A 23,022-nucleotide genomic window follows, 5' to 3' on the forward strand; every position below is an offset into this window, starting at 1 on the left:
TTGTTCGTAAAAATGGTATATTCGCACATGCCCTGACCAAACCAATTTTGCACACATATCATGAACGAGATGTAACCATTTGTCCAAGGAGTTGAGACGATGCCAGTTCAGCATGGAGTACAGTTAAATCGTGCGCCTATGATCGATGTTCTTATACCTGCGATCGAAAAAGATTTGAGCACCCTTCCTCAAGTTATCGATAGTATTCGCCGTTATGTCCGGCATCCGATTGGACAGATTTATATTGTTTCCCCGACCAGCAACAAAATCAGAAACCTTTGTTCCCGCAAACACTGCATTTTTGTTAACGAGCGGTCAGTCCTGCCTATCACCAAAAACGATATACACTATCAATCATCCCGCTGGGACCGCTCAGGCTGGTTATACCAACAACTGCTTAAAATGAACGGGGATCACATTGTGAGAGCGAAGCACTTTCTGGTGATGGATGCGGATACGGTGCTCATTAAACCTCATTCATTTATTGTTGAAAATAAGACGGTATTTTACTGTCGCGACTGGAGTCAGCCAGAATATTTCAACACCTACCGCAAGCTGTTAAACATGAAAGCGCCGCGCCCACGCTCTTTTGTCACCCATTATATGCTGTTCGAAAAATCGAAACTCTCTGCTTTGAAAAAGAAAATCGAAACGATCCATCAGCTGCCATGGTACAAAGCGATTATCTCAAATATCAATAAGAAGAAGCAGTTTGGGTTCTCTGAGTATGAAACCTATGCCAATTTTATGTATTCGAAAAACCCGGCCAGCATGACCCTAAAGAGTTCCATGAATAAAAGTCTGAACATGAACGCTTCTTCGTTAAAAGAACAACAAATTCGCAATTTTGCACTTAAATACCGGTCTCTTTCCTTTCACAAACGTAAAATTTATAGTAAAACTCCCCGAACTTAAGGAGGAAGCCAATGCATATCGTACTGCTAAGTGGCGGCGCAGGCAAAAGGCTTTGGCCGCTGTCCAATGAGCTTCGCTCCAAGCTGTTCGTGGATATACTTCCGTCACCTGCAGGCGGAAGAGAATCCATGATCAGCAGAGTATGCCGCCAGCTTGACAGCTCAGGCCTACTGGACTCAACGCTCATCATTTCACATCAGGACCAGACCGACATTACAGCCCGTCATACCAAAGGCAAGATACCTGTCATTGGAGAACCATTTAAGCGTGGTACTTTTACTGCAGCTGCCTTGGCGACCTTGTATCTGCAATCCTCTGGAGCGGCTGAACCTGACGATATGATTTGTATCGCGCCAGCGGATGTGTTCGCAGATGAGGACTTTTTCAGGAGCTTCAAATTACTTCCGGATATGTTGAAACAGACTCATGCTGATATCACTTTAATTGGGACAAGGCCCACATACGCTTCAGAACAATATGGATACATCCTGCCAGGAAGAAAAGAACCTAATGGTTATGCACCAGTTATACAATTCATAGAGAAACCTGTATTGGATGTCGCTGAAACCCTGCTACAGCATGGCGCATTGTGGAATTGCGGGGTGTATGCCTTCTCTCTTGCGTTTATGTTGTCCCATATTGAAAAAAATGGCCTTCCGGTTCATTACGAACAATTGTTAACCCTGTATGAACAGTTGCCTGAACGCAGTTTTGACAAACAAGTTGCTGAACAATCGCAACGGGCTGTTGTACTGCCATATGAGGGTGTATGGCAGGATATCGGGAGCTGGGATGCTCTGTGTAATCAGTTGGATTCCAATGTATTGGGACACGGCAGAATATCCGAATCCTCCCCGGATTCCTACATCGTTAACGAGCTCCCCTACCCGATCCACGTCATCGGAGTCCCAGGTATTATCACTGTCGCAAGTCCGGATGGAATTCTCATAGCCAACAAAAAAGATTCAAACGAAATTAAAGAGCAATTGGGCAGTATTCCACTGCAACCGATGTACGTCGAGGCAACTTGGGGCAGCTATCGCATCATGGAGAGATCGGTAGGAGACGAAAATACAACCGTAACCACATTGAATATGACGCTTTTGCCTGGCAAACATATCGGATTACGCCAGCATCGATTAGGGTGCCGAGCATGGACTGTAATTTCAGGCAGTGGGCAGGTGCTTATTAACGGGCAGATCAGGCAGGTGACCACAGGCAATCAGTTTGCGATTACCTTGAATAGCCTCTTTTCTATTCTAGCCGAAACCAGGATGGTAATTCTTGAGGTCCAGCTTGGCGTACCGGAGAATGAGGACAGCATGCCTTATGAAGCAGAGGATTGGAAGGTAATGATTGATCGTGCAGGATCTTATAAATCACCGGATTAATGCACGGAGATTACTTTAAGGCCTTGAAAAAGATCGACAACCAGTTGTAGAATCGTTATTCCCCTCTCGCATAGGCGTCCGATTCTTACCGGTATCAATGAACGGATGTAGCGGAAATACGTTCCACATGAGCGACGGGCTGTTAAATTCAACTATCCTGCCCGCTAGTTCAATGAATTAAAGGCAAGATGACGATTAGATATACGCCTATCCGGCAATAGGAACATGTTCTTGTCCCTCGACATTAACTCCCCAGCTTTCTAGAAGTCTCTCTTGTTGCAACTGCCAGTTGATTAAACAAAAACAGCAGATCACATTGATCTGCTGCTTTCTTGTTCTGATTGTGCTGTCGTTGTCGGACATATACTTAACTAATTACATTACTTTATCACCTTTTACTCCTACTGGTTATAGGTTGTAAGTAACTTGCCTAAGTGCATTATTTGAAAAACACCCAGAACCTTAGATGCTATTTAGTAAATATTATAAGCGATTAACTTTATTTAATAAGCGAAACTAGCGTATTTATTTCATTATCTATCGACAAAATATTTCCCCAGATCTTCTCATTAAATATTCCATCTTCATTGATTAATTGACTCTGCTGTAATGAAAGGTCTTTATAGAGAATAGATAATTTTTTTAAAAGATCCATTTGTTGCACAGTAGGGTTATTTTTTTTGATTTTCACGTAAATATAGTCACTTGTATTGGAGCCATTTAGCAGATGTTGATACTTTTTATCAAGAGCAACATGCAAGGCATCGGATTCATAACCGTAAAGTGTCAGCAATGAACGTACAAATTCAGTTTCAAGTTTATTATTTTCCACCGCGTAGGTCAACGTATCACTTATTCGCAATTGAGTTTGCCATATTACTCCGTTCAATAAATATAAAGTATGTGGGTTATCGTTTTGTTTATCCTGTGATTTTTCTTCGTACACGTATGCTAAGCCACAGATAATGATCAAAATGCTTATGATATATATGATCTTTCTTTTCAAGTGAACACCCCGTTAAAATTTTGGTTAAATATAATGAAATGCCTCCAATAAGTGATAGTAACTAAAATTCATGACTATAATATGTCTCTATTTTTGGCGTTACAAAGAAAGCTAGTGACTTTCCAATATTACATAGGTATACTGCCTTAGCTTTAATAAACATTTTATTCGTCCCATCCGTTTGCTCCTCAAAGTAGAAGTATGCCGCAGTACCTCCATCTAAGTCTGCGGAAGAGGTCACTCCTGCAGTTTTACTTGGAAGATCGGCTTTCTTAGCAATAGCGCCGTTCCCTGTTGTACTCCTTATTTTGCGTTCAGCATACGCTTTCCAACTACTCATGACATTCGAATCTATTGTCGTTGTAGTTACCCCTAATGTAGCGTTTTGATAAGCAGCCCAAGTGGTAGCCAGAAGGTTATAGGCTTTTTTCAAGTAGCCCTTTAAGATTGGAATTTGTATAGCTTTAACTGGTGTGCTATCAAGGGGATAACTTAGATCTTTTCGATAATTGATTAGTAATGATGAGTTACCTGCACCGACAACGAACATGTCTAAGTACGCCGTCATCACTTCTGTTCCATACATATTATCCTCTGTGGCTTTAAGATACTCTTCTACAGCAGGTGTGTTACTCCACAGTCTTGTTTCGATCATAGAAGAACCATTGCCAGCTTGGAGTCTCTCTCTAGTATAAATATTGACGCCAAGAGTAGCATATTTTGCTGCCGGAAAACTACTTGGTGTCCCTGTAGCTGTTCCAGTTTTACCTATCGCCTGAGTCATAAATGATGTTTTATAGTTGAACGTACTCGCCGAGTCTATTTTAAGAGTTTCGGCATTAGCCACTCCTGCCCAAAAATTGCTGTTGAATTTCGATGGTGTAGATGAAGCTACCTTTTGTTCATCAGCATTTACCATATCTGAAATAATTTGATCTTTCAATTCCAAATAACTTGAGGGTACCTCTCCAAAAGCCAAGATGCCAACCCCGTTGTCACTTTGTAATGTTCCATAGGTCTCCGTAACATAAACTTCCTCGGTCTGAGGATCAATGAACAGAGTAAGCACCGTATCAATATCTATGTTTTTTTCATTTTTAGCCTCTGCAATAACAGGACCAAAATAGACAGTTTGATTATTTACGGTATATTTCGTAAGCTCTCCATCCATCAAAAACTTAAATTTTTCAATCGATTTAACTTTAATCTTACCTTCCCCAGCAATATGTACTGAAGTTTCATCTATTTCATCAATAGAAAATTTTAACTTTGCAGATCCGTCTGTTTTATCCGAATTTTTGAAATCATCATTAAGAAAATGTTCATTACCTTCTTTTAGGGCATTACTCCATAAAAATGAGTCTGTTTCTTTTGGGTTTAATGCAAGCTCAATATTATACTTGTCATTCCCTTTTGCTAAAGCAGCAAATCAAAATAAGTATTCTTTTAGGCATATCTTTAGCACTCTCCAATATGTAAATTTAGCTTATTAAACTTATCACATATAAGTGTATGTTTTAATGTCCAATTAATGGTAATTTAATCTGGGTATGAAGCAATCATTACTCATAGACATTTCTGGGTTTTGTGTAAATACTACAATTGTCCACTAGGAACGTAAACAAACGCTTATGAAGACTACATTTCCTATTTCAAGAGTGTTTAACCTTTCATCGTGTCAAAAAACCTGATTCCCTCCATCATTCTTAACTGCCGTCGCCTTCTAAATAGAGAAGGTTAAACCAATGCCCCTCCCACCGAAGAGCTTTGCAATTTGGACAAGCAACTGTCCAACGCCCCCTGCTGCCGCATGAATATAGTTTCCTTTACTTCTATAAATATCTGCAAAATTCAGTCCAATTGCTTTCATCCTACTAATATTTCGTCAGGCCCGATAACCGGATCCGAAATTTCAAGATATTCTAGCACTTCCGGTCCCCCGAATTTATTAAATACGAGTGCTTTCAAATTTATCTGTAGTGCGAAATCGAAGGCACCCAGTAGGGTGCCTTCGTTGTTCTTACTGTCTCTCTTTGGCAAGTTGGATAAACGAACTCAAATCCATCAACCAACCTTGTTGGGACACTCGTTCACTGTACAGAACGTGCAAGTGCTGCAACAGAGCCGCAGAAATCGGGTCTGCCGTCTGCCGTCCACAAAAGCTCCGTCACAAATGTATGGCGATTCGGATCGTACAGCGGATCTCCTATAATATTCTTGTATGTTCTTGCGTGAAACACAAATAGCGTCTTTTCGTCGTCCTCTGACACCGTGAAGGAATTATGACCGGGACCATACATCGAGATGCTCTCATCTGTCGAGAAAACCGCTGCTTGCGACTTGCGCCATGAAGCGGCATCGAGCAAATCAGCATCTGCATCGGCTTCAAGCAGGCCCATGCAATAATTGAAATCTGTGGCGCTAGCCGAGTAAGAGAGGAATACCCGATTACCCTTGCGGAGAAATGCCGCGCCTTCGTTCACTTTATAACCAATGATCTCCCAGTCATATTCCGGCATCGAAATCATCGTTTGCGGCCCAGTCAGCGTCCACGGATTGCTCATTTTAGATATATACAGATTAGAGTTGCCTTCGATATGCGGATCCTTTTGTGCCCATACGTAATAACGGCTGCCATTATGCTCAAAGGTAGTGGCATCGAGGGCGAAGCTTTCCCACGCGGTACGAACCTGTCCTCTTTCCGTCCAACTGCCTTCGAGCGGATTGGCATGTTCATTCTCCAGAACGTACATCCGATGGTCGAACAAGCCTTCAATCGTTTCCGTCGTGCGTGCGGCAGCGAAATACACGTACCATTTGTCATCAATAAAATGAAGTTCAGGCGCCCAAATATTGGCACTAAGGATACCAGTCTCGCGTTTTCTCCAGATCACCACTGGAGTTGATGTAACAAGCCCCTCAAGGTTCTGGGCTCTACGGATTTCAATCCGATCATACTCGGGAACGGATGCTACGAAGTAATAATAACCGTCCAAATGTCGGTAAATAAAAGGATCAGCTTTCTGCTCAATCAATGGTTGAATGTCGTGTAACGCTCTTTGTTGGCCTTCCATTTTATCACCTGTTTCATCATAATATATACTACCCTTTAACAGCACCTGCAGTCATACCGTCTATGAAATATTTCTGGAAAGCAATAAACAGTATGAAAATTGGAATGATGGAGAAGAAGGAACCCACGATCAATAGGTCATAGTTATTGCCATAAGGAGTTAACAACGTTTTCAAACCGATTGGAAGTGTAAATTTACTCTGATCTCCGAGCACCATGAATGGCCACAACAGATTATTCCAGCTATTCATACCATTGAGAATGGCCATTGCCGCAAAGGATGGCTTCATAATCGGCATAATTAGTCTGAAATAAATTGCATACTCGTTTGCGCCATCAACCCGTCCAGATTGAATAATCTCTTTGGGTATGCTTCTTAGATATTGCCTGAAGAAAAATATTGTCGCGGCATTGGCTATACCCGGCAGAATGATTGCCGAATAGCTATTCACCATTTTCAAATCATTAATTAGGCTGTATAAAGGAACCAGCAGTATTTCGAAAGGCACCATCATAATGAGCAAAACACATATAAAGAGGAAGTTCTTCCCTTTAAAATCATATGCTGCAAAACCATATGCAACAAATGCGCTTACAAAAAGTGTTAAAATCACTTGAACGATAGTTAAAGTCATACTGTTCCAAAACCATACAAAGTAATCATGTTCTCCAGTAAACAGGTAGATGAAATTGTCAAAACTCATGATATTAAAATCCAAACTTAGGTTAAGACCATATCTAACTAATGATTCACCTGGTTTAAAGGAAGATAGGGCCACTGCATAGAATGGAATCATAATGATAACGAATAGTATAATGAATAAACAAATAATTACTATTCTCGAAATGAAGTCACTCCTCGTCTGACTTTTGCCCACTTTAATCCTCCTCCTTTTTGAACATTCCACTAAATTTCAACTGCGTTAAATTGATAACCATAGCAATGACTAACAGAACGATACCAACTGCAGCTGCGTAACCCAGCTTATTCTTCTCAATCCCTTGTCTATACAGATATCCAACAATGGTTAAGCCAATATTTTTGGGTGAATTGTTACCGTTAAACATCATCAGGCTCTCGGTAAACATTGCTAAACCTGCATAAACACTAATTGTCGTAACATACACCGTGGTCGGCTTCAATAATGGCATTGTGATCGTTCTAAACTTCTGCCAAGCAGATGCCCCGTCAATTGAAGCAGCCTCATAATATTCATTATCAATGCTTTTCAAACCGGATAGATAGTAAAGCATATTAACACCTGTCCATCTCCAACATGCGAGGATTAGCAGTGCTGCCATACTCCAGTCTCCGTCTTTCAAGAATTTAATAGGCTCTACACCAAATAGACCCAGGAAACTGTTCATTAATGAACCTTCCATTTCACCGAATGTAAGGCGGAAGATGGTACCCGCAACTGCGACAGATGTCAATGCAGGGAGAAAGAACGAAGATTTAAAAAACTCTCTTCCCATCATTAACTTACTGTTGATCATAACGGCGAATAACATGGGAAAAGGAATTAATAGCACTAAGGTTCCTAACATGTACACAACGCTATTTTTAATCGACGTCAAAAACACTTTATCTGTAAATAATTTCGAATAATTCGCTTCACCAATCCATTTAGGATCCTGTCCCAACATCCTATCTTGAAAGCTCATTACGAACGAATTTACAAGCGGGAAAAACCAGAATATCAGGAATATAAGTATAAATGGCAATACAAAAACATAAGGCGCAACTTTTTGAGAGTATACAAATTTCTTTATCATATTCTCAATCTCCCTTGACTATGGTTAAACCTGCCGACTACTATACCTGCCGACAGGTTTAATCAAATCATTTACTTATTATATTTATTTCAATTCTTGTTCAATTGCTTCTTGTGCTTCATCCAGCGCTTCCTTCACGTCTTGGCCATCTTCAAAGATAGCATTCAAGGTAACCGTATTGAATATATTGCCGATGGTCGGTGAAGCTTTAACGGACTTGATCGCTCTAATTTCGTCCTTGATTTCATTCAAAGTATCAAATGCATTTGTTTTAAAGTATTGGACGTATTCATTGTCAGGGTTTTTCGTTACTGCATCATCTTTCCATACTTCCATGTTGATTGGGTCAAATCCAAGTGTATTCCAGATTTCAGTAGTAGCTTCTTTCGAAAGCTTAGCAAAGGCTACAAATTCTTTGGCCAACTGAACGTCTTTACCATTCTTAGTAACAACTGTGCCAGTACCGCCTAAGCCAACGGAACGAGGATTACCTTCTTCAAATACAGGCAATGGAGCAATTGCATACTTCCCTTTGAGGTCCTTCATTTCGTTTACAAAGCGGGACATGTACCACTCAGGCATCAATGCGCTTGCGTAGTTGCCTTTGTTGTATTCGCCTTTTGCTTCTTCTGTGTCGGGTTGTCCGCCAGGGATCGTATGAATAACATTGTTCTTCTGCAGATCGACTAACATTTCATACGCTTTAATCATTTCAGGCGAGTTAACTTTTGGATTACCATTTTCATCTGTAAAATCAGCGTTTTGCTGAGCTAGCAGAAGCGATGCTTGCCACGTAGCTGATGTATCAGCAGTACCTAAGTACTTGCCAGTCTTTTCATAAACCTTGATACCTGCTTGTTTGTAATCTTCCCAAGTTTTGATTGTCTTGTAGTCAACACCTGCTTGTTCGAGAATTTCAGTGTTGTAGAAAGCAAGCGTAGCACCTACGTGATAATCAAAGCCATAAACCTGGTCGGCTTTGGAGTAAATCTCGACACGTGAAGGAACAACAACGTCTTTGTATGGTGCAAATACATCATTCAAAGATTCCAGTGGAACGATGTCACCTTCCAAGAATTTAGGGAATTGACCAAGCTCGATATCCGCGATATCAGGAGCACCTTTTCCGCTTGTAACTGCCAATAAGAGCTTGTTGTGCATATCATCGTAAGGCATAACCGTTACATTCAACTTAATCTGTTTGTCTGGGTTCTGTTGATTCCATAAACCCAGCATTTTATCCAAATGCTTGCCGTGCAAATCTACGAATGTCCAAAATGACAATTCTGTTGCATTCTCACCGGCATCAGCGCCTAATTGCTGTGTTTCCGTTTTTGAATCAGAAGGATTACCACATGCTGTAAAAACAAGTGACATAATAAGGACTGTAACGATGGAGATTAAAGTTCTGCGTTTTTTCATTTGTTCGTCATCCTCTCTTTTTTTGTTATGCATTTGAAAAGTCGGCTGACTAGTTAGTTCAGTTAAATTAAGCGGTTCAATCTACCTTGGCACCACCATCCTTAACATAAAATCTAACCGTTCAAAGAAAAGACCCCTTCGCAACAAATTCTCAGATCCCATATTGTAAGCGCTTTACATGCCGTATTATAATATAGATGAAATATGCTTTATATAACCAATTGATTATAAAATCATAAAGTTTATGGGGAGATGCAACTTTTTGAAAAAGCTGGCGCTCTACAAACAAATTCGAGAAGATATTCTTCAGAAAATTAAATCAGGGCAGCTTCGGCCAACGGATCGCATTCCTTCTGAGCAAGAACTAATGGACGAATTCAGAGTAAGTAAAATAACCGTCAGGAACGCCCTAACCCTACTAGCTGACGAAGGATTAATTATACGCGTACAAGGCAAAGGCTCATTCGTCTCTTCTAGTCTTGTTGTTTCTAGCATCAATTTTCCGCCATCCCCATGCAGCGCGTCCTCCATGCCGCTCATCGGCTTCATCATTCCGACGATGAGGACCCGTGTCATTCAGAAGCTCGTTGACTACACGGAACAATTCCTGCAAGAAGCAGGCCTCAGCATGATACTAAGCATCACGCGCGAGTCCTCCTCTATTGAATCAAACGTCATTCGTACACTAACGGAGCTCGGTGTAAAGGGGCTGATCGTTTTTCCGACAGAAGATGAGAAGTACAACGAATCATTACTGCGTCTGTCGCTCGATAAATTCCCGTGCGTGTTCATCGACCGCTATCTGCGCAACATTGAGACGTACACCATTACATCCGACAATTACGGCGGTGCGTACAAGGCGGTCTCCCATTTGCTATCCAAGAGTCATCAGCAGATTGCGCTCATCTCACCTGAAAATGCCAATACAGCCGTCGAGGATCGAACGCTCGGCTTCGAGCAGGCGTACACAGATCAAGGCATCTCGATTGACAAGAGCTTGTGGTGTCACATTCCTCTCGACATTCTACGTGGCGAGCAAGCATTGGACTATGTAAGCGACTTCTTGCAGGACCACAGTGGAATTTCGGCTGCCTTCTCCTTGACTGAAGAAACCGCACGCCTTACATCGGCCGCTATCAGTCGTCTGAACGATCACTCAAATATCGATTTGCTATCTTTCGATAATCCACATCTTTCAGGCGTAGCTTATGTGCAGCAGGATGAACAGGAAATGGCACGAACAGCCGTAAAGCTGTTACGTGAACAAATGGAAGATATTTATTCTCCTAAGAACGTCGTCATTCCCGTGCAACTCATCTTCCCTTGACACGACAAACGTTGTAGCCAGGCGATAGATGAACTGGGATATTGATTGGTTCTACCGGCGATGTTGTTCCTGGTTGTCTGCCCAGTTTTTTAAGATTCACTACCAATTTGGTCATACCCCTTGCAACTCGCATCTCCTACGCGAATGCTAAGGAATCTTAGAGCATAACGGTATGAATGGTCCAAACGAATGGCGGAGCTGTTGCGGGAAGTTGGCAGTTCGCTCTAGTTTTTCGCCAAAACAACACGCCAATCTGTTGTCTTAAGGTTATTACGGGTCTTTACATTCGAGGCGAGTATAAGTGAGAATAATCAAAACACAACAAGATTGGACATACTTCACCGTGCAAAAGCACTTCCGACGGCAGTCCTCATTCAGGTCGATGACAATTTTCGAACACTGAAGGAACTCAATGACCCTTTCTTCCAACAGCGCTGAGAAACGTCATAGACCAAGATTAGCGAAAAAGCGAAAGTGCCGTCAAAAGCACGTTCGCTGCCAGCATCGACACTTCTGACACTTTTCTTTCCCAGCCTCGGGGAGTCTCCTCCATTCACGAAGCCCTCTTCCCTCCGTGGATGTGACGAGGATGCTCCACTCAAAAAGCGATAGCCCTATGTACCTTTTCAGCGTTACCATGGCCTGAAACCTGCACGCATACAAATCCATTCCCCGCAAGGAACCCCGCAAAAAAACTTGTGCTTATTTATGATATGGTTCACCGTAATGCATCTAAGAAAAAGTAAAGTTTGACCACAAAATATACATTAGTATATAAACAAAAACCACTCCCGATTTTTAAGGAGTGGTTTCTTGCGTAGAACTTCTCTATTGCTGCGCTAACGTTTCCCGTTAGCTTAACGATGCTAATGTTTATATTTTTCTATTTAACTGTCCCTACATATTAAGTGTAACATCAGGTAATAACTAAAATGAGGTGTTAGACATGAGTAAAATGTTCTTAATAGTTCTATTTACATTAAATATAATGGGGACGTTTTTAGTAAATCGCACAAGCGATTATGAGATCAAGACCAATTACAATATGGATCACAATTGGATCAAACTCCCAACAAAAACCGGATCCTTGAACGTGCAATTAATTACAAAGAATGAAATAGAAAAAGTTAGCTTTTGGCTTGTCCCAATGGGAACTTCTACTTGGAAATTTAAAACCTTATTAGGTATTGATGATAATGGTACAGATGGATGGAGATTAGAGTGGCAATTCTCAAATACAACAATTTACGATCATATTGTAATTGAAATTTCTAGAATAAATGGCGAGACTGACTCATACATTCTAAACGTCTCAAATTAGTAAAAGTCTCGACTCTAAAAGTTCAAGTGGTAATCATTCAAATACCCAAACTATCAGCTTCAATCTCGAGGCTCATCAGATGCCGAATAGCTAGGCCGCCCGATATCATCTATCATCACCGGTGACTAAAGATATGCCCCATAATTATTCACTCCTAATAAATTTTCTCCCTAAATTAAATTCTGCCAAACTACAATCCCCCCCAATAGGAGCAGCATAATTGGTAATACCATATTTTTGAAACGATCTTTCATTTTTATATGCGTAAAAATAGCGCCAAGCATTGTCGCAACAACTAGAGCTCCAGCAACTGCAGCTAGTCCATCACTAAATATTCCAATGATTAATAGGAGTGCTGTTATAACTTGCACAACGCCTGTGAAAATACGAAACCATTGTGGATACCCATAGGTTTTAAAGCCTTCAACGTGCTGATATGAAGAAAACTTCGGTATTCCTGCAACAAGAAACATAAGAGCCAAAAGTATTTGAATAATGATTAATATCATGTCAGTCTCTCCCATCAATTATTTTAAAGCAGTCGATTTCTATCATCGTATTCCTAACTCCATTTTTCCTGCCAACATGTACAAGAAGAATGAATTATGATTTCAAGGAATAAGATGAGTATTTTCAGCACTTCACTCAGTGAAATTTCTGACTTTGTAATTGGAACAAACTATCCATCGGACCTTTTACTCCAGCGATATCTCCAGAATACACGCTTAATGTTCCCCTCCTGTAATTACATGTAATTAAATACATTTCCAATTGAATACTTTCCCGATTGCTGGATATCAGCTTAAGGAAGAAGTTGAGCAAGTTTTTCACTATGTACCCTAAATAATTTATGAGCTTTTTCATTTATTAAGTTGTTTTCCTTAAAATTTACCTGTTCCATTTTATTCTCCTGATTTTTTAGATAATTCATTTTATCTTATATCACTAATAAATTTTGTTCAACTAACCTGCCCGTTAGCTTAATGAAATACTGCAAAATACCGATTAGATATACGTCTAATCAGTAATAAGAGCATGTTCTTGTCCATTTCGGCAATCGGTCAAGTTCTTGTCCAAGGCCAAGGACAAGAACTTGTACCGATAAAATAAAAAAGCCGCTAAAATAGCGACTTCAATGAGACCATGTTCTTGTCCCGCGACAAAAGGCAGCCGTCACAAAGACCTGCTGCCTTCTTATTATTTATATTTAACTAACGTTTCCCGTTAGTTTAAATACGACTATTCGGAAATACGGATTACAATTTTACCAAATGCACCACGTTGAAGATGTTTGTATGCTTCAATTGCTTGTTCGAATGGATAAACAGTATCAATTACAGGTTTAATATTTAATTGATTAAATGCCCGCTGCATATCATCGAAAGCTTTTTTGTGCCCTACGTTGATTCCATGGATTTTCACTTGTTTTGCAAGCAACGAAAACAAGTTAACCTCTGCCATCATACCACCTAGGAATCCAATAATATAAATGTTCCCTTGTAATGCTGCTGCTTCAATCGAACGATTAATACTTTCACCACCAACAACCTCAAGAATATGATCTACCCCTTTTCCGTTGGTGAGCTTAAGTACCTCCTTTTCCCAATCTGGAGTTTTAGCATAATTGATAACTTCATCTGCACCTAATGACTTAACTTGTGTTAATTTCTCATCACTACTCGAAGTTACAATAACTCTTGCCCCTAGAGCCGATGCGATTTGAACAGCATAAACAGATACACCACCAGTTCCCAGTACAAGAACCGTTTCACCAGCTTTGATATTTCCATATTCAACTAAAGAAAACCATACGGTTAGTGCGGCAATTGGAAGAGTTGAAGCTTCTTCATCTGTCAAATTGTTAGGCGTAAATACTGCAGTATCTTCGTCAAGTAACATATACTCTGCAAGTCCGCCGTCATTCGGTCCACCGACAGCATACAAAGAGTCGTCAGGACTAGGTTTTCCTTGAATCCATTTCGTGAACATATGGGATGTGACACGATCGCCCACTTTAAATTTTGTCACTTCTGAACCGACACTTACAACTTCACCAGAAGCATCAGAAACAGGTACAAACGTTTTGTTATTCATTAGGTCTGGAATGTATACTCCATCAACAATTGCTTTGTCTCGGAAATTTAGGGAAACAGCATTTACCTTCATTAAAATCTGTCTTGGGCCTGGCTTCGGAGTTTCAATATCAACCAGTTTAATGTTCTCCAAACCAAGTCCTTGTTTTAGCCATGCTTTCATTTTAATAATCTCCTTCTTTCATTTAAGTTTTTAAATTTAATATTTACAACCTACACGGTAAGAACAAGTGTAGTAACGTTAACAATCACCTTCTTAAAATGTATAAACATATTGCAATATGTAAATATGAAATTCAAAAAAAAAATTTATATATTGCAAATTATCGATTTGTTTACTTTAAGAAAAACTGAATTCTATTTTCCGAATTCAGCTTCCAACATGTTCATTTTTGAAGGAACTGACCAATTTGATTAATGGCCTCCTCATTCCTTCTATAATATGTCCATTTCCCTAAACGTGTAGCATGAACTAATCCTGCTCTTTGCAACATTGAAAGATACTGCGAGGCAGTCGATTGATTCATGTTCAATTTTTCTGTGATTTGACTTACACATACCCCAACCTCTATAAGATCAATCCCTTCTTGGGGCGAAAAATGGGTCTTTGGATCTTTTAGCCATTCTAAAATTTGAATACGTGCTTCATTGGAAAGTGCTTTAAAAATGTCAATTGGATTGGTCATGTCAATCAGTATATATTAAAGATTTGCAATATGTCAATCCAACAAATGAAAATCCAGCTAGACAGTAATGAGATTTCATGGACAATTATTAAGCTATCAATGCCCGTTAGTTGAATACGTAAAAGGTAATTCCACTTTATAAGTTCCTAATATTTTAATTAAAATCTTGCATTAAAGTATCGACCACTTCTTTTACTGTTCTGATTTCTTTAATCGGAGTAATTCCAGTACCAATAGAAATATAGCCATCGTCTGTATTTCCTTCTAACATTCCGATACGCATTCCAATTGATCCACGCATCAATTGTGCTGTTTCTTCACGGCTGGCACCTTGTTTATCCATTTCGACTAGTTTATTCGCCAATTTAGTAGGTAAAGAACGATAGTATGCTGGTAAAGTACGGAACAATAGTAAATCTTCTGCTGTAGCATCTACAATCATGTGTTTCACCTTTTCTGCTGCTGGATTTTCTTTTGTTGGAATAAAGACACTGCCAGCAAACACACCTTCAGCACCTAAAGCGAATGCGGCACGCACTCCTCTAACGTCTCCAATACCACCAGCTGCCATTACAGGAATATCTATAGCATCTACAATCATTGGAACAATCGAAAATGTTCCAATAACTCGTTCTGGAACCGTACCACCTTCATCAAATCCAGTCGCTACATAAACATCTACTCCGAATTTTTCTGCAGCTTTTGCATTTTCAATAGTAGGAGTAAGGGGTCTATAAACAATTTTAATATTGTTTTCTTTTAATGGTTTAAAGATTCTTTCATCCAGTGTATCATTCACCAGAACAACAGGAACTTTCTCGTCAATAACTGTTTCTATAAGTGGCCATGTGTAAGCTAAATCACGATTCACGATCACTGGAATTCCAAATGGATTATTCGTTAAAGATTTTGTTTTTTGTATTTCAGTTCTCATTCTTTCCGCACTTATTTCGGGTGAGCGAGTTATATCAACCTGACCGGCATTTGGACCTAGAAATCCTAATCCACCCGCATTGCTTACTGCTGCAACAAATTCGGCATTCGTAACCCATGACATCGGGCCCTGTATAATTGGCTTTTTAATATTTAATATTTCAGAAACTCTGTTAGTCATTTTATCTGTTCTCCTCTTGTTAAACGAGTTTTTCTATTGTTACTTCGTGTATTTATTTTCTGGGTAAGGTAGACCTAAATTCCCCCGAAGTGTGTCTTCCTCATATTCCTTACGGAATATGCCTCTATCTTGTAAGATAGGAACAACCAATTCGATAAAGTCCTTAAATCCCGCTGGATGATCTTGTCTAATAAGCAAGATATCCATAACCCCTTCTCGATACCAGTGTTCGATTTGTTCGGCAACATGCTCCGCAGATCCCATTAATCCAGGTTTCGGCATTCGATAACCTTGAGGCATCCATGATTCGATTTCTCTTAACTTTTCCAATGCATCTTTTTCTGTTTCACCAACGATGGGATTGTGAGAAGGCATCATCAATAGGTCATGTGGTGAACGCCCTTGATTTTGCACTTTACGTTTAAGTTCCTCAGTGAATGCCTTAAGATATTCCAAATCATGTCCAGGTGCCATGATGACTTCAGCATGCTGCGCGGCAACATCCATGAATGCTGGGGAAGTACCCGCTTGAAAGACGACCGGTCTGCCTTGCCTCGATCGACTGATATTTAAGGGCCCCTCCACGGAAAAGTAATTCCCGGTATAATGTAGCGGATGCATTTTACGCGGGTCATAAAATACCCCACGTTCTTTATCACGTATAAAGGCATCGTCTTCATACGAGTCCCAAAGGCCTTCAACAATCTCCAAGAACTCTTTTTTCATGGGGTAAAGATCTGCTTTCTTTAAATGGGAACGACTGTAATTGGCTAATCCTCCGGGATTGGAGGTAATTGCATTCCACCCTGCTCTGCCCTTGCTAATCTTGTCGAGGGAAGCAATTTGCCTAGCGACGGTAAAGGGATCAGCATATGAAGTCGCTATCGTTGCGGTTAAACCAATGGAATGAGTCACCATACTCAATGCAGACAAAATAGATACGCCCTCAAACATGCTTAGATAGTGTGGGATCATGCCCGGTCCAATATGACTTACGTCTGCCAAAAAGATGAGATCGAACTTTCCCTGTTCAAGTTGTTTGGCTTTCTGTACGTAATACTCAATATTTTCACTGGCATCTGCTGGAATATGAGGGTGTCTCCAACCCGTGTAATTCCATCCCACGCCATCAATAATTCCTCCTAGTTTAAGCTTTCTTTCTTCCATAATTGAATGATCTCCTTTTCACGGGTTCACTTATTTCCTTAAGATAAACCTAATTCCTTAGCCAACAATTCATGCCCTTTCTTACGACTCTCTTGATTAGGATAGAAGTCTGCAATCATGATTTCATCCACTAAACTTGCTTTTGGAATTTGCCTAAGTTGCTCCGCAACCTGTTCAACACTTCCAATCACAAAGCGGTCCTTATTACGTTCCCTAGCCAGCTCTTCATGAGGCGTGTAAATGTGATTTTTAGCTTCTTCCGGTGTAGGGAAAGTAAGCTTTATCGTCCCTGTGCTCATCTGTGCCCACATTAATTCCGCCGGTCCTGCGATATATTTAGCCTCTTCTTCCGTCTCAGCTGTAATAACGATCGTCGCTAACATACTTTGGGGCTCAGATAAATAGGACGAAGGTTTAAAATTCGAACGGTAAGCTCTCAACATAGGAATAGCCCGTTGCGGTGCCAAATGAGCTGCGAATACAAACCCTAATCCTTTTTCCAAGGCGAAATGTAACCCACCCTCGCTAGATCCCAGCATAAACATATCTGGAACCATTGAACGATCTCCGGGAGGATGGATGTGACTAAACGGGTGGTTTTCTTTAAAGTCACGGGCAAAGAAGGAAAGTAGGTTATCTAATTGCTCAGGAAAATCATTAACCTCCATTAATGCCTGGGATCTTAATAATGCCCACATGGTTCTGCCATCCGTACCTGATGCTCGGCCAATTCCGAGGTCAATACGCCCTGGATACAATCCTTCGAGAAGCGTAAAGTTCTCCATCACTTTCAAGGGACTGTGATTGGGCAACATAACCCCTCCGGAACCTACTCGAATAGTTTTTGTGTGAGCTGCTGCATGCATGCTCAGCAAGTCTGGTGAAGTACTCATCAAGGTTGTTGTGTTATGGTGTTCTGTAAACCAATACCTGTTGTACCCCCAATGTTCAGCTAGTTGAACCATTTCCGTCACATTCTGAAGACTTTCCGCAGCCTCGGTTCCGTTATAGATATGAACAAAATCCAAAATCGAAAGCCTTAGTTCGTTTGCTGTATTCACATCAGTCACTCCTTTCTATGTTATATTTATTATTTAGCTTGCTAACTATAGGGTTGAAAAATATAATGATTACTTAGGCTACTAACTATAAAACCAAAACAAGTTTTTATTCTTTTATATTTTAGTAAATAAATCATTTTGTTTAGGTTGTTGTGCCAATCATAAGTGTATTCAATTCTTTTGCAAAGAGGGCAATTCAAATGAACATAGTACATCTTTTTGTACCTATAGATTAGGAGTGATATGGATGAGGGCTTGCAATGAAGAATTTGAACAAGAGTTCATGGATGAAAAAAGTGATATGTACGCGATAGCCTGAAACACGTCGTTATTCGGATATCAAAAAATTCCTTAGAGGTCTATCTCAAGGCTCCCTTACCAAGCAGCTGAAGGAATTAGAGAATGATGGCGTTATTCAACGTGATGTTTATCCAGGGTTCCTCCACGAGTCGAGTATTCATTAACAGACAAGGGAATGAAATTACTTCCGATCCTTGAAAAGATGGAGTATTTCGGTAAAGAATACGGTGTGAAACCTAAAGTCGATGAAGCCTAGAATAAGAATAGATCGTCTCAAATGATTCTCTTCAAATGGGCCTGCTCTCTTTTACAAAAATCCAGCCTCAGCGTTTAAAAAAGACCCTCCACTCCTACTTAGACATCCGTCTAAGGTTCACTCTTTTATTTCATTTTCCTTTTGTAGAAGACTCTTGACCAAAAGAAAATTGCATTTCCTATCATCAAAATAGTAAACTCCCAGCCCGTTTTACCTTTCGAGATTAAATTGATTGCTGACCAAAGCAAAAACGCTAAAGTAAAAAATATGTAAGTGCTTTTAGCAGATTTATCATTTTGAAATTGTTCCATTTCATCAGCTCTTTGCAATTTCATTTTGAATCCTCCTCGCAAGTAAATAATTGGTCAACTGTAATATCTAGTTGCACCGATAATTTGAATGCTAAGGTCAAAGTGGGTTGCGAAAAGAAGAAACAAATCATTATTAATACTATTTATTTCAAATCATAAGCTCATTTTATATGAAGGTATAATTCGGTTTGGACTTAAAAAGTTGGAGGCGTCGACACGGCAATCACCAAGGTCTCACCTTTATATACATTTTTATAGCTATGCGGTGTCTTGGCATCGAAATATATACTATCTCCCTCTTCTAACGTATATCTATCATTCCCAAGCATAAACTCCAGGCAACCAGAATGGACATACAGAAACTCCTCTCCTTCGCTGTGTCCTACGCCAACATTACCAGAAGTCGCACCTTCTTCAAGCACCCCCCAGATTGGTCCCATCTTATTTTTACTTCCCTCGCTAAGGGAATACCATGTAATACGTGAGCCTTCAGAATGTACCAACGGTTTACGTTCGTCTTTTCTCACAACGATGCTTTGTTCTTTCTCTCCAAATAGATCAGTAAAATTCACGTTCAACGCATTGGCAACCCTTTTTAGGACACTTATCGACGGATTCGCTTTGTTCCGTTCAATTTCGCTGAGAAAAGATACTGAGATAGATCCTGCTTTTGCCACTTCTTTAAGAGTTAATTTCTGCTTTTTGCGGGTATTTCTAATGACCTCGCCTATAGAATTCATCTTTCATGACTCCTTCACATTTGATTTTTTTCGCTCTCAGCGAAATTTATATTTTGATAATAATTAAAATATCTAGCAATAGCAAGCTTTCTTACGGTCGTTCAATTTCGGTGTAAAAACGTTGAATAAAGGACATTATTGGATTAAGATTTTAACAAGGCTGATGTGCAAATACGTTCCCGGGACATGTACACATAATTCTTTTTAAATATAGAATTTCATTTACAGCGAAATTTTGAAGGAGGGCGATGAGCTATATGACTAAGCTACCTAAGATTTACAACGTAGGCGATACTACTGTTACCCGAGTCACCGAAATGGTAATCAGTGGTGTTCCACCAGAAGTTTATTTCCCAGGTACGTGGGACCCCTCTTTATTAGAAGAGAATCAACACTCCTTCCCTGAGGGCTTGCTTGACGAAAATTCGCAACTCATCGTGAGTATTGGCACCTGGGTCGTGAAGACACCCCATCATACGATTCTTATTGATACAGCTACAGGTAACGATAAAAACCTGCCACTAAATCCGGATCTTGCCAATCTGCAGCTACCTTATCTCGAGCGACTTCAAGAGGCAGGGGTTACTCCAGAAGAAGTCGATTACGTATTACTAACTCATTTGCATGTGGATCACGTCGGCTGGAATACGAGGCTAGTTGACGGCAAATGGGTACCTACATTTCCCAATGCCAAGTACGTATTCCCTATTAAAGAACAAGAGTATTATTCCAGCGAAGCGAGCCATAACAAAGAAAATGAAGCAAATTTCAATGTTTATGAAGAGAGTGTACTTCCTATCGTTGAGGCAGGTTTGACGGAAACTATCGGTCCAGAAGGCGGAAAGTTTCTAGATATATTTACATTCATTCCGACTCCAGGTCACAGTATCGGACAAATGTCTATTCGTCTTTCATCGGGTGGTGAAGAAGCTTTGTTCGGCGCCGATATCATGCATCACCCATTCCAAGTTATACGACCGGATTGGAATTCTATGTACTGTGAATTTGGCGATCAGGCCCGAATTTCACGCCGCTGGGCTTTGGAATATGTTGCCGATCGTCCAATTATCTATTTCAGTACGCACTTCCCAGAGAGTTCAGCGGGATACGTCACCCGAAGCGAAGACGGCTTCAACTGGCGCTTTATCTAATACATTGAAGAGAGGCGAAAAATATAATGTTTAACAATACATTCAACAAATCTATCTCCATCGTATCTGAGAACTTTAACATAGCTAGCGATACGCCTGGTATTGAGCTATCGGTCCTTAATAAACGTCCTGCATCTATGACTGTCTTCTCTAATGAGAAAACGATCGTCATGGTCCACGGTGCTACTTATCCAATTGGCAGCCTATACGATGTGGAGCTAGACGGTTTCACCTTCCTTGATTACCTCGCAAGTCACGGTTATGACGTCTATGCAGTAGATGTTCGTGGCTATGGTGGATCCACAAGACCGCCAGAAATGGAGCAACCTGCTGATCAGAATCCTCCGCTTGTCCGTACAGAAACCGGGGTTCGTGACTTTGGCTCGGCCGTAGACTTCGTCCTAAAGCATCGAAATCTATCGAAGGTCAATGTACTTGGGATGTCTTGGGGCGGTACGGTGGCTGGGGCATATACAAGCTGTAATAATAACAAAGTGAACAAGTTAACCCTTATTGCTCCTCAGTGGCTGAGCAACAAACCAATCCCTATTGATACAGGCGGCCCGCTTGGCTCTTATCGCCTTGTGCCCGCAGGTACTACTAAAGAACGCTGGTTAAGTGCTGCTCCTGAAGGAAAACGTGATAGCTTGCTCCCTGAGGGTTGGTTTGAAAAATGGGTTGAAGCAACGCTGGCCTCCGATCCTCATAACAAGACCGTACACCCTGAGCATATTCGCGCTACCAACGGACCGATTCTAGACATACGTGAATATTGGACGGTTGGCAAAGCCTTCTATGAACCTAAAGATATCACCGTACCTGTACTCCTCATTCATGCGGAGTGGGATATCGATGTACCATTAGATTTGGCACAAACCTTCTTTACTTCCTTAACTGGAGCTGCTTATCGCCGTTGGGTGGAAATCGGGGAAGGTACTCATATGGTACTGCTCGAAAAAAATAGAGTTCAAGCGTTCCAAGCTGTTCAATCATTTCTAGACGAGAATTACACACCAGCGGGGAAGGCATCATTGCACAAACCCAACAGATCCTGATGAACCTTCAGAATGTGTTATCTGAAACTGGTTTCACCCTAGAAGACGTTGTAAAAACCTCCGTTTTTATGACGAATCTAAATCACTTCGGGCAAATGAATGACGGTTATTGTCACTATTTTGGTAATCATCATCCCGCAAGAACTACCGTACAGGTAGCTAAGCTACCACGTAGCGCTGAAATCGAGATCGAACTGGTTGCCATCAAACGACAGCTTAACCAATAAGGCTATTGGTTTAGTCAAATTTTGAAAGAAGGCGCATCGGCTTGCGAACTTACCTGCTTCTCTTACTTTGTGCGACTCTTTATGGAAGCAATTTCATATTCGGCTCACTCTTGCTGCAGGAGTTTCCTGCAATGCTTCTTTCCGCATACCGCCTTGCAGTCTCCTCCGTGTTCCTAATTGGCATCTCATCTTGACCAGACGTATGATTCGATTGACTTCACAGGATATCATCTACTTAATTCCGCTCGCTTTTATTGGGATGTTACTACATCAGGTATCTTTCTTTACTGGATTGCAGACGATAGATGCAACGACTTCTTCGCTTATTTTATCGCTCTTTCCTATATTTACCGCTTTGCTAGCGCGACTCTTCTTAAAAGAACCATTCACTCTGCGTATGGTGGTAGGATCTCTGGTTGCGCTTATCGGTGTCTTTTTTGTAGTCAGCCAAGGTAGAGGTACTGTGAATTAATACATTAGGCACTATAGAACATTTGGCCATTTTTGGAGTAGATATGACAAGGTGGAGATAAAAAAAATACGAGCATAGACGGCCATAGTTCGGTATTTTCACCGAACTATGGCCAGCCGTTTCAATAAGTGTTTAAATGCTTAGTTTAAGCACCCAAT

At 40.6% G+C, this 23,022-nt stretch carries 22 protein-coding genes and 2 pseudogenes; 9 read left to right on the forward strand and 15 right to left on the reverse strand.

Annotated features, from left to right (window positions below; all coding sequences use genetic code 11):
• Nucleotides 1–99 precede the first annotated feature (99 nt).
• Together HP552_RS27610 and HP552_RS27615 are read left to right on the forward strand one after the other, a co-directional pair.
• Nucleotides 100–915: a DUF6492 family protein gene (locus HP552_RS27610; RefSeq protein ID WP_175398582.1), complete on the forward strand. Its 816-nt coding sequence runs from the start codon at nucleotides 100–102 to the stop codon at nucleotides 913–915.
• Between the two features lie 11 nt (nucleotides 916–926).
• Nucleotides 927–2,306 carry a sugar phosphate nucleotidyltransferase gene (locus tag HP552_RS27615; protein ID WP_175398583.1) on the forward strand — a complete coding sequence of 460 codons (1,380 nt, stop codon included), beginning with the start codon at nucleotides 927–929 and terminating at the stop codon, nucleotides 2,304–2,306.
• Between the two features lie 499 nt (nucleotides 2,307–2,805).
• On the opposite strand, the gene HP552_RS27620 is transcribed toward HP552_RS27615, so the two are convergent.
• The 7 genes and pseudogenes from HP552_RS27620 to HP552_RS27645 all read right to left on the reverse strand — a co-directional run bounded on the left by HP552_RS27620 (nucleotide 2,806) and on the right by HP552_RS27645 (nucleotide 9,583).
• Entirely contained in the window at nucleotides 2,806–3,312 is a 507-nt protein-coding gene (locus HP552_RS27620) for a hypothetical protein (RefSeq protein WP_175398584.1), read from the reverse strand.
• 61 nt (nucleotides 3,313–3,373) lie between these two features.
• Nucleotides 3,374–4,486 carry a hypothetical protein gene (locus tag HP552_RS27625; protein WP_175398585.1) on the reverse strand — a complete coding sequence of 371 codons (1,113 nt, stop codon included), beginning with the start codon at nucleotides 4,484–4,486 and terminating at the stop codon, nucleotides 3,374–3,376.
• 642 nt (nucleotides 4,487–5,128) lie between these two features.
• Nucleotides 5,129–5,280 (reverse strand): annotated as a pseudogene (locus tag HP552_RS35845) (quinone oxidoreductase); the annotation flags it as partial.
• A 122-nt stretch (nucleotides 5,281–5,402) separates the two neighbouring features.
• The gene (locus HP552_RS27630; protein ID WP_175398586.1) at nucleotides 5,403–6,386 is read right to left on the reverse strand and encodes a glycoside hydrolase family 43 protein; all 984 of its coding nucleotides are present in this window, start codon (nucleotides 6,384–6,386) and stop codon (nucleotides 5,403–5,405) included.
• Nucleotides 6,387–6,414: 28 nt separating this feature from the next.
• Entirely contained in the window at nucleotides 6,415–7,233 is an 819-nt protein-coding gene (locus HP552_RS27635; protein ID WP_376768997.1) for a carbohydrate ABC transporter permease, read from the reverse strand.
• 31 nt (nucleotides 7,234–7,264) lie between these two features.
• Nucleotides 7,265–8,161 carry a carbohydrate ABC transporter permease gene (locus HP552_RS27640; RefSeq protein WP_175398588.1) on the reverse strand — a complete coding sequence of 299 codons (897 nt, stop codon included), beginning with the start codon at nucleotides 8,159–8,161 and terminating at the stop codon, nucleotides 7,265–7,267.
• An 84-nt stretch (nucleotides 8,162–8,245) separates the two neighbouring features.
• Nucleotides 8,246–9,583 (reverse strand): ABC transporter substrate-binding protein, encoded by a 1,338-nt coding sequence (locus HP552_RS27645; RefSeq protein WP_175398589.1) that lies wholly within the window; start codon nucleotides 9,581–9,583, stop codon nucleotides 8,246–8,248.
• Between the two features lie 244 nt (nucleotides 9,584–9,827).
• Here HP552_RS27645 and HP552_RS27650 point away from each other — a divergent pair, with 244 nt between their 5' ends.
• On the forward strand, nucleotides 9,828–10,910 hold the full coding sequence (locus HP552_RS27650) for a GntR family transcriptional regulator (protein WP_246311086.1): 1,083 nt from the start codon (nucleotides 9,828–9,830) through the stop codon (nucleotides 10,908–10,910).
• Between the two features lie 946 nt (nucleotides 10,911–11,856).
• Nucleotides 11,857–12,231, forward strand: a complete 375-nt coding sequence (locus HP552_RS27655) for a hypothetical protein (protein WP_175398590.1) — start codon at nucleotides 11,857–11,859, stop codon at nucleotides 12,229–12,231.
• Nucleotides 12,232–12,401: 170 nt separating this feature from the next.
• Here HP552_RS27655 and HP552_RS27660 read toward each other — a convergent pair whose 3' ends face one another.
• The 6 genes from HP552_RS27660 to HP552_RS27685 form a co-directional block, all read right to left on the reverse strand.
• Nucleotides 12,402–12,740, reverse strand: a complete 339-nt coding sequence (locus tag HP552_RS27660) for a DoxX family protein (RefSeq protein WP_175398591.1) — start codon at nucleotides 12,738–12,740, stop codon at nucleotides 12,402–12,404.
• Between the two features lie 730 nt (nucleotides 12,741–13,470).
• Entirely contained in the window at nucleotides 13,471–14,487 is a 1,017-nt protein-coding gene (locus tag HP552_RS27665; RefSeq protein ID WP_175398592.1) for a zinc-dependent alcohol dehydrogenase family protein, read from the reverse strand.
• A gap of 223 nt (nucleotides 14,488–14,710) precedes the next feature.
• Entirely contained in the window at nucleotides 14,711–15,010 is a 300-nt protein-coding gene (locus HP552_RS27670; RefSeq protein ID WP_175398593.1) for an ArsR/SmtB family transcription factor, read from the reverse strand.
• Nucleotides 15,011–15,164: 154 nt separating this feature from the next.
• The gene (locus tag HP552_RS27675; RefSeq protein ID WP_175398594.1) at nucleotides 15,165–16,124 is read right to left on the reverse strand and encodes an NAD(P)H-dependent flavin oxidoreductase; all 960 of its coding nucleotides are present in this window, start codon (nucleotides 16,122–16,124) and stop codon (nucleotides 15,165–15,167) included.
• A 39-nt stretch (nucleotides 16,125–16,163) separates the two neighbouring features.
• Complete coding sequence (locus HP552_RS27680; RefSeq protein ID WP_175398595.1) at nucleotides 16,164–17,291, reverse strand: NtaA/DmoA family FMN-dependent monooxygenase; 1,128 nt, start codon at nucleotides 17,289–17,291, stop codon at nucleotides 16,164–16,166.
• Between the two features lie 38 nt (nucleotides 17,292–17,329).
• Nucleotides 17,330–18,352 (reverse strand): LLM class flavin-dependent oxidoreductase, encoded by a 1,023-nt coding sequence (locus HP552_RS27685; protein WP_175398596.1) that lies wholly within the window; start codon nucleotides 18,350–18,352, stop codon nucleotides 17,330–17,332.
• 323 nt (nucleotides 18,353–18,675) lie between these two features.
• On the opposite strand from HP552_RS27685, the pseudogene HP552_RS27690 reads away from it, so the two are divergent.
• Nucleotides 18,676–18,908, forward strand: a pseudogene (locus HP552_RS27690) (winged helix-turn-helix transcriptional regulator); the annotation flags it as partial.
• Nucleotides 18,909–19,033: 125 nt separating this feature from the next.
• On the opposite strand, the gene HP552_RS27695 reads toward HP552_RS27690, so the two are convergent.
• Nucleotides 19,034–19,243: a hypothetical protein gene (locus HP552_RS27695; protein WP_175398597.1), complete on the reverse strand. Its 210-nt coding sequence runs from the start codon at nucleotides 19,241–19,243 to the stop codon at nucleotides 19,034–19,036.
• Between the two features lie 170 nt (nucleotides 19,244–19,413).
• Entirely contained in the window at nucleotides 19,414–19,959 is a 546-nt protein-coding gene (locus HP552_RS27700; RefSeq protein WP_175398598.1) for a helix-turn-helix domain-containing protein, read from the reverse strand.
• A 257-nt stretch (nucleotides 19,960–20,216) separates the two neighbouring features.
• On the opposite strand from HP552_RS27700, the gene HP552_RS27705 reads away from it, so the two are divergent.
• The 4 genes from HP552_RS27705 to HP552_RS35180 all read left to right on the forward strand — a co-directional run bounded on the left by HP552_RS27705 (nucleotide 20,217) and on the right by HP552_RS35180 (nucleotide 22,864).
• Nucleotides 20,217–21,110: an MBL fold metallo-hydrolase gene (locus HP552_RS27705; protein ID WP_175398599.1), complete on the forward strand. Its 894-nt coding sequence runs from the start codon at nucleotides 20,217–20,219 to the stop codon at nucleotides 21,108–21,110.
• Nucleotides 21,111–21,280: 170 nt separating this feature from the next.
• Nucleotides 21,281–22,165 (forward strand): alpha/beta hydrolase, encoded by an 885-nt coding sequence (locus tag HP552_RS27710; RefSeq protein ID WP_217506572.1) that lies wholly within the window; start codon nucleotides 21,281–21,283, stop codon nucleotides 22,163–22,165.
• Nucleotides 22,165–22,392, forward strand: a complete 228-nt coding sequence (locus tag HP552_RS27715) for a Rid family hydrolase (RefSeq protein WP_175398601.1) — start codon at nucleotides 22,165–22,167, stop codon at nucleotides 22,390–22,392. The genes HP552_RS27710 and HP552_RS27715 overlap by 1 nt, the downstream gene beginning before the upstream one ends.
• 202 nt (nucleotides 22,393–22,594) lie before the next feature.
• Nucleotides 22,595–22,864, forward strand: a complete 270-nt coding sequence (locus HP552_RS35180; RefSeq protein WP_246311118.1) for an EamA family transporter — start codon at nucleotides 22,595–22,597, stop codon at nucleotides 22,862–22,864.
• Nucleotides 22,865–23,022 lie beyond the last annotated feature (158 nt).

Source organism: Paenibacillus xylanilyticus, assembly GCF_013359935.1.
In the GTDB taxonomy this organism is placed as follows: Bacteria; Bacillota; Bacilli; order Paenibacillales; family Paenibacillaceae; genus Paenibacillus; species Paenibacillus xylanilyticus.

Coding starts and splice junctions, on each gene's coding strand:
- HP552_RS27610 (WP_175398582.1), top strand. CDS start 100: ATGCCAGTTCAGCATGGAGTACAGTTAAATCGTGCGCCTATGATCGAT.
- HP552_RS27615 (WP_175398583.1), top strand. CDS start 927: ATGCATATCGTACTGCTAAGTGGCGGCGCAGGCAAAAGGCTTTGGCCG.
- HP552_RS27630 (WP_175398586.1), bottom strand. CDS start 6,386: ATGGAAGGCCAACAAAGAGCGTTACACGACATTCAACCATTGATTGAG.
- HP552_RS27640 (WP_175398588.1), bottom strand. CDS start 8,161: ATGATAAAGAAATTTGTATACTCTCAAAAAGTTGCGCCTTATGTTTTT.
- HP552_RS27645 (WP_175398589.1), bottom strand. CDS start 9,583: ATGAAAAAACGCAGAACTTTAATCTCCATCGTTACAGTCCTTATTATG.
- HP552_RS27650 (WP_246311086.1), top strand. CDS start 9,828: ATGGGGAGATGCAACTTTTTGAAAAAGCTGGCGCTCTACAAACAAATT.
- HP552_RS27655 (WP_175398590.1), top strand. CDS start 11,857: ATGAGTAAAATGTTCTTAATAGTTCTATTTACATTAAATATAATGGGG.
- HP552_RS27660 (WP_175398591.1), bottom strand. CDS start 12,740: ATGATATTAATCATTATTCAAATACTTTTGGCTCTTATGTTTCTTGTT.
- HP552_RS27665 (WP_175398592.1), bottom strand. CDS start 14,487: ATGAAAGCATGGCTAAAACAAGGACTTGGTTTGGAGAACATTAAACTG.
- HP552_RS27670 (WP_175398593.1), bottom strand. CDS start 15,010: ATGACCAATCCAATTGACATTTTTAAAGCACTTTCCAATGAAGCACGT.
- HP552_RS27675 (WP_175398594.1), bottom strand. CDS start 16,124: ATGACTAACAGAGTTTCTGAAATATTAAATATTAAAAAGCCAATTATA.
- HP552_RS27680 (WP_175398595.1), bottom strand. CDS start 17,291: ATGGAAGAAAGAAAGCTTAAACTAGGAGGAATTATTGATGGCGTGGGA.
- HP552_RS27695 (WP_175398597.1), bottom strand. CDS start 19,243: ATGAAATTGCAAAGAGCTGATGAAATGGAACAATTTCAAAATGATAAA.
- HP552_RS27700 (WP_175398598.1), bottom strand. CDS start 19,959: ATGAATTCTATAGGCGAGGTCATTAGAAATACCCGCAAAAAGCAGAAA.
- HP552_RS27705 (WP_175398599.1), top strand. CDS start 20,217: ATGACTAAGCTACCTAAGATTTACAACGTAGGCGATACTACTGTTACC.
- HP552_RS27710 (WP_217506572.1), top strand. CDS start 21,281: ATGGTCCACGGTGCTACTTATCCAATTGGCAGCCTATACGATGTGGAG.
- HP552_RS27715 (WP_175398601.1), top strand. CDS start 22,165: ATGAACCTTCAGAATGTGTTATCTGAAACTGGTTTCACCCTAGAAGAC.
- HP552_RS35180 (WP_246311118.1), top strand. CDS start 22,595: ATGATTCGATTGACTTCACAGGATATCATCTACTTAATTCCGCTCGCT.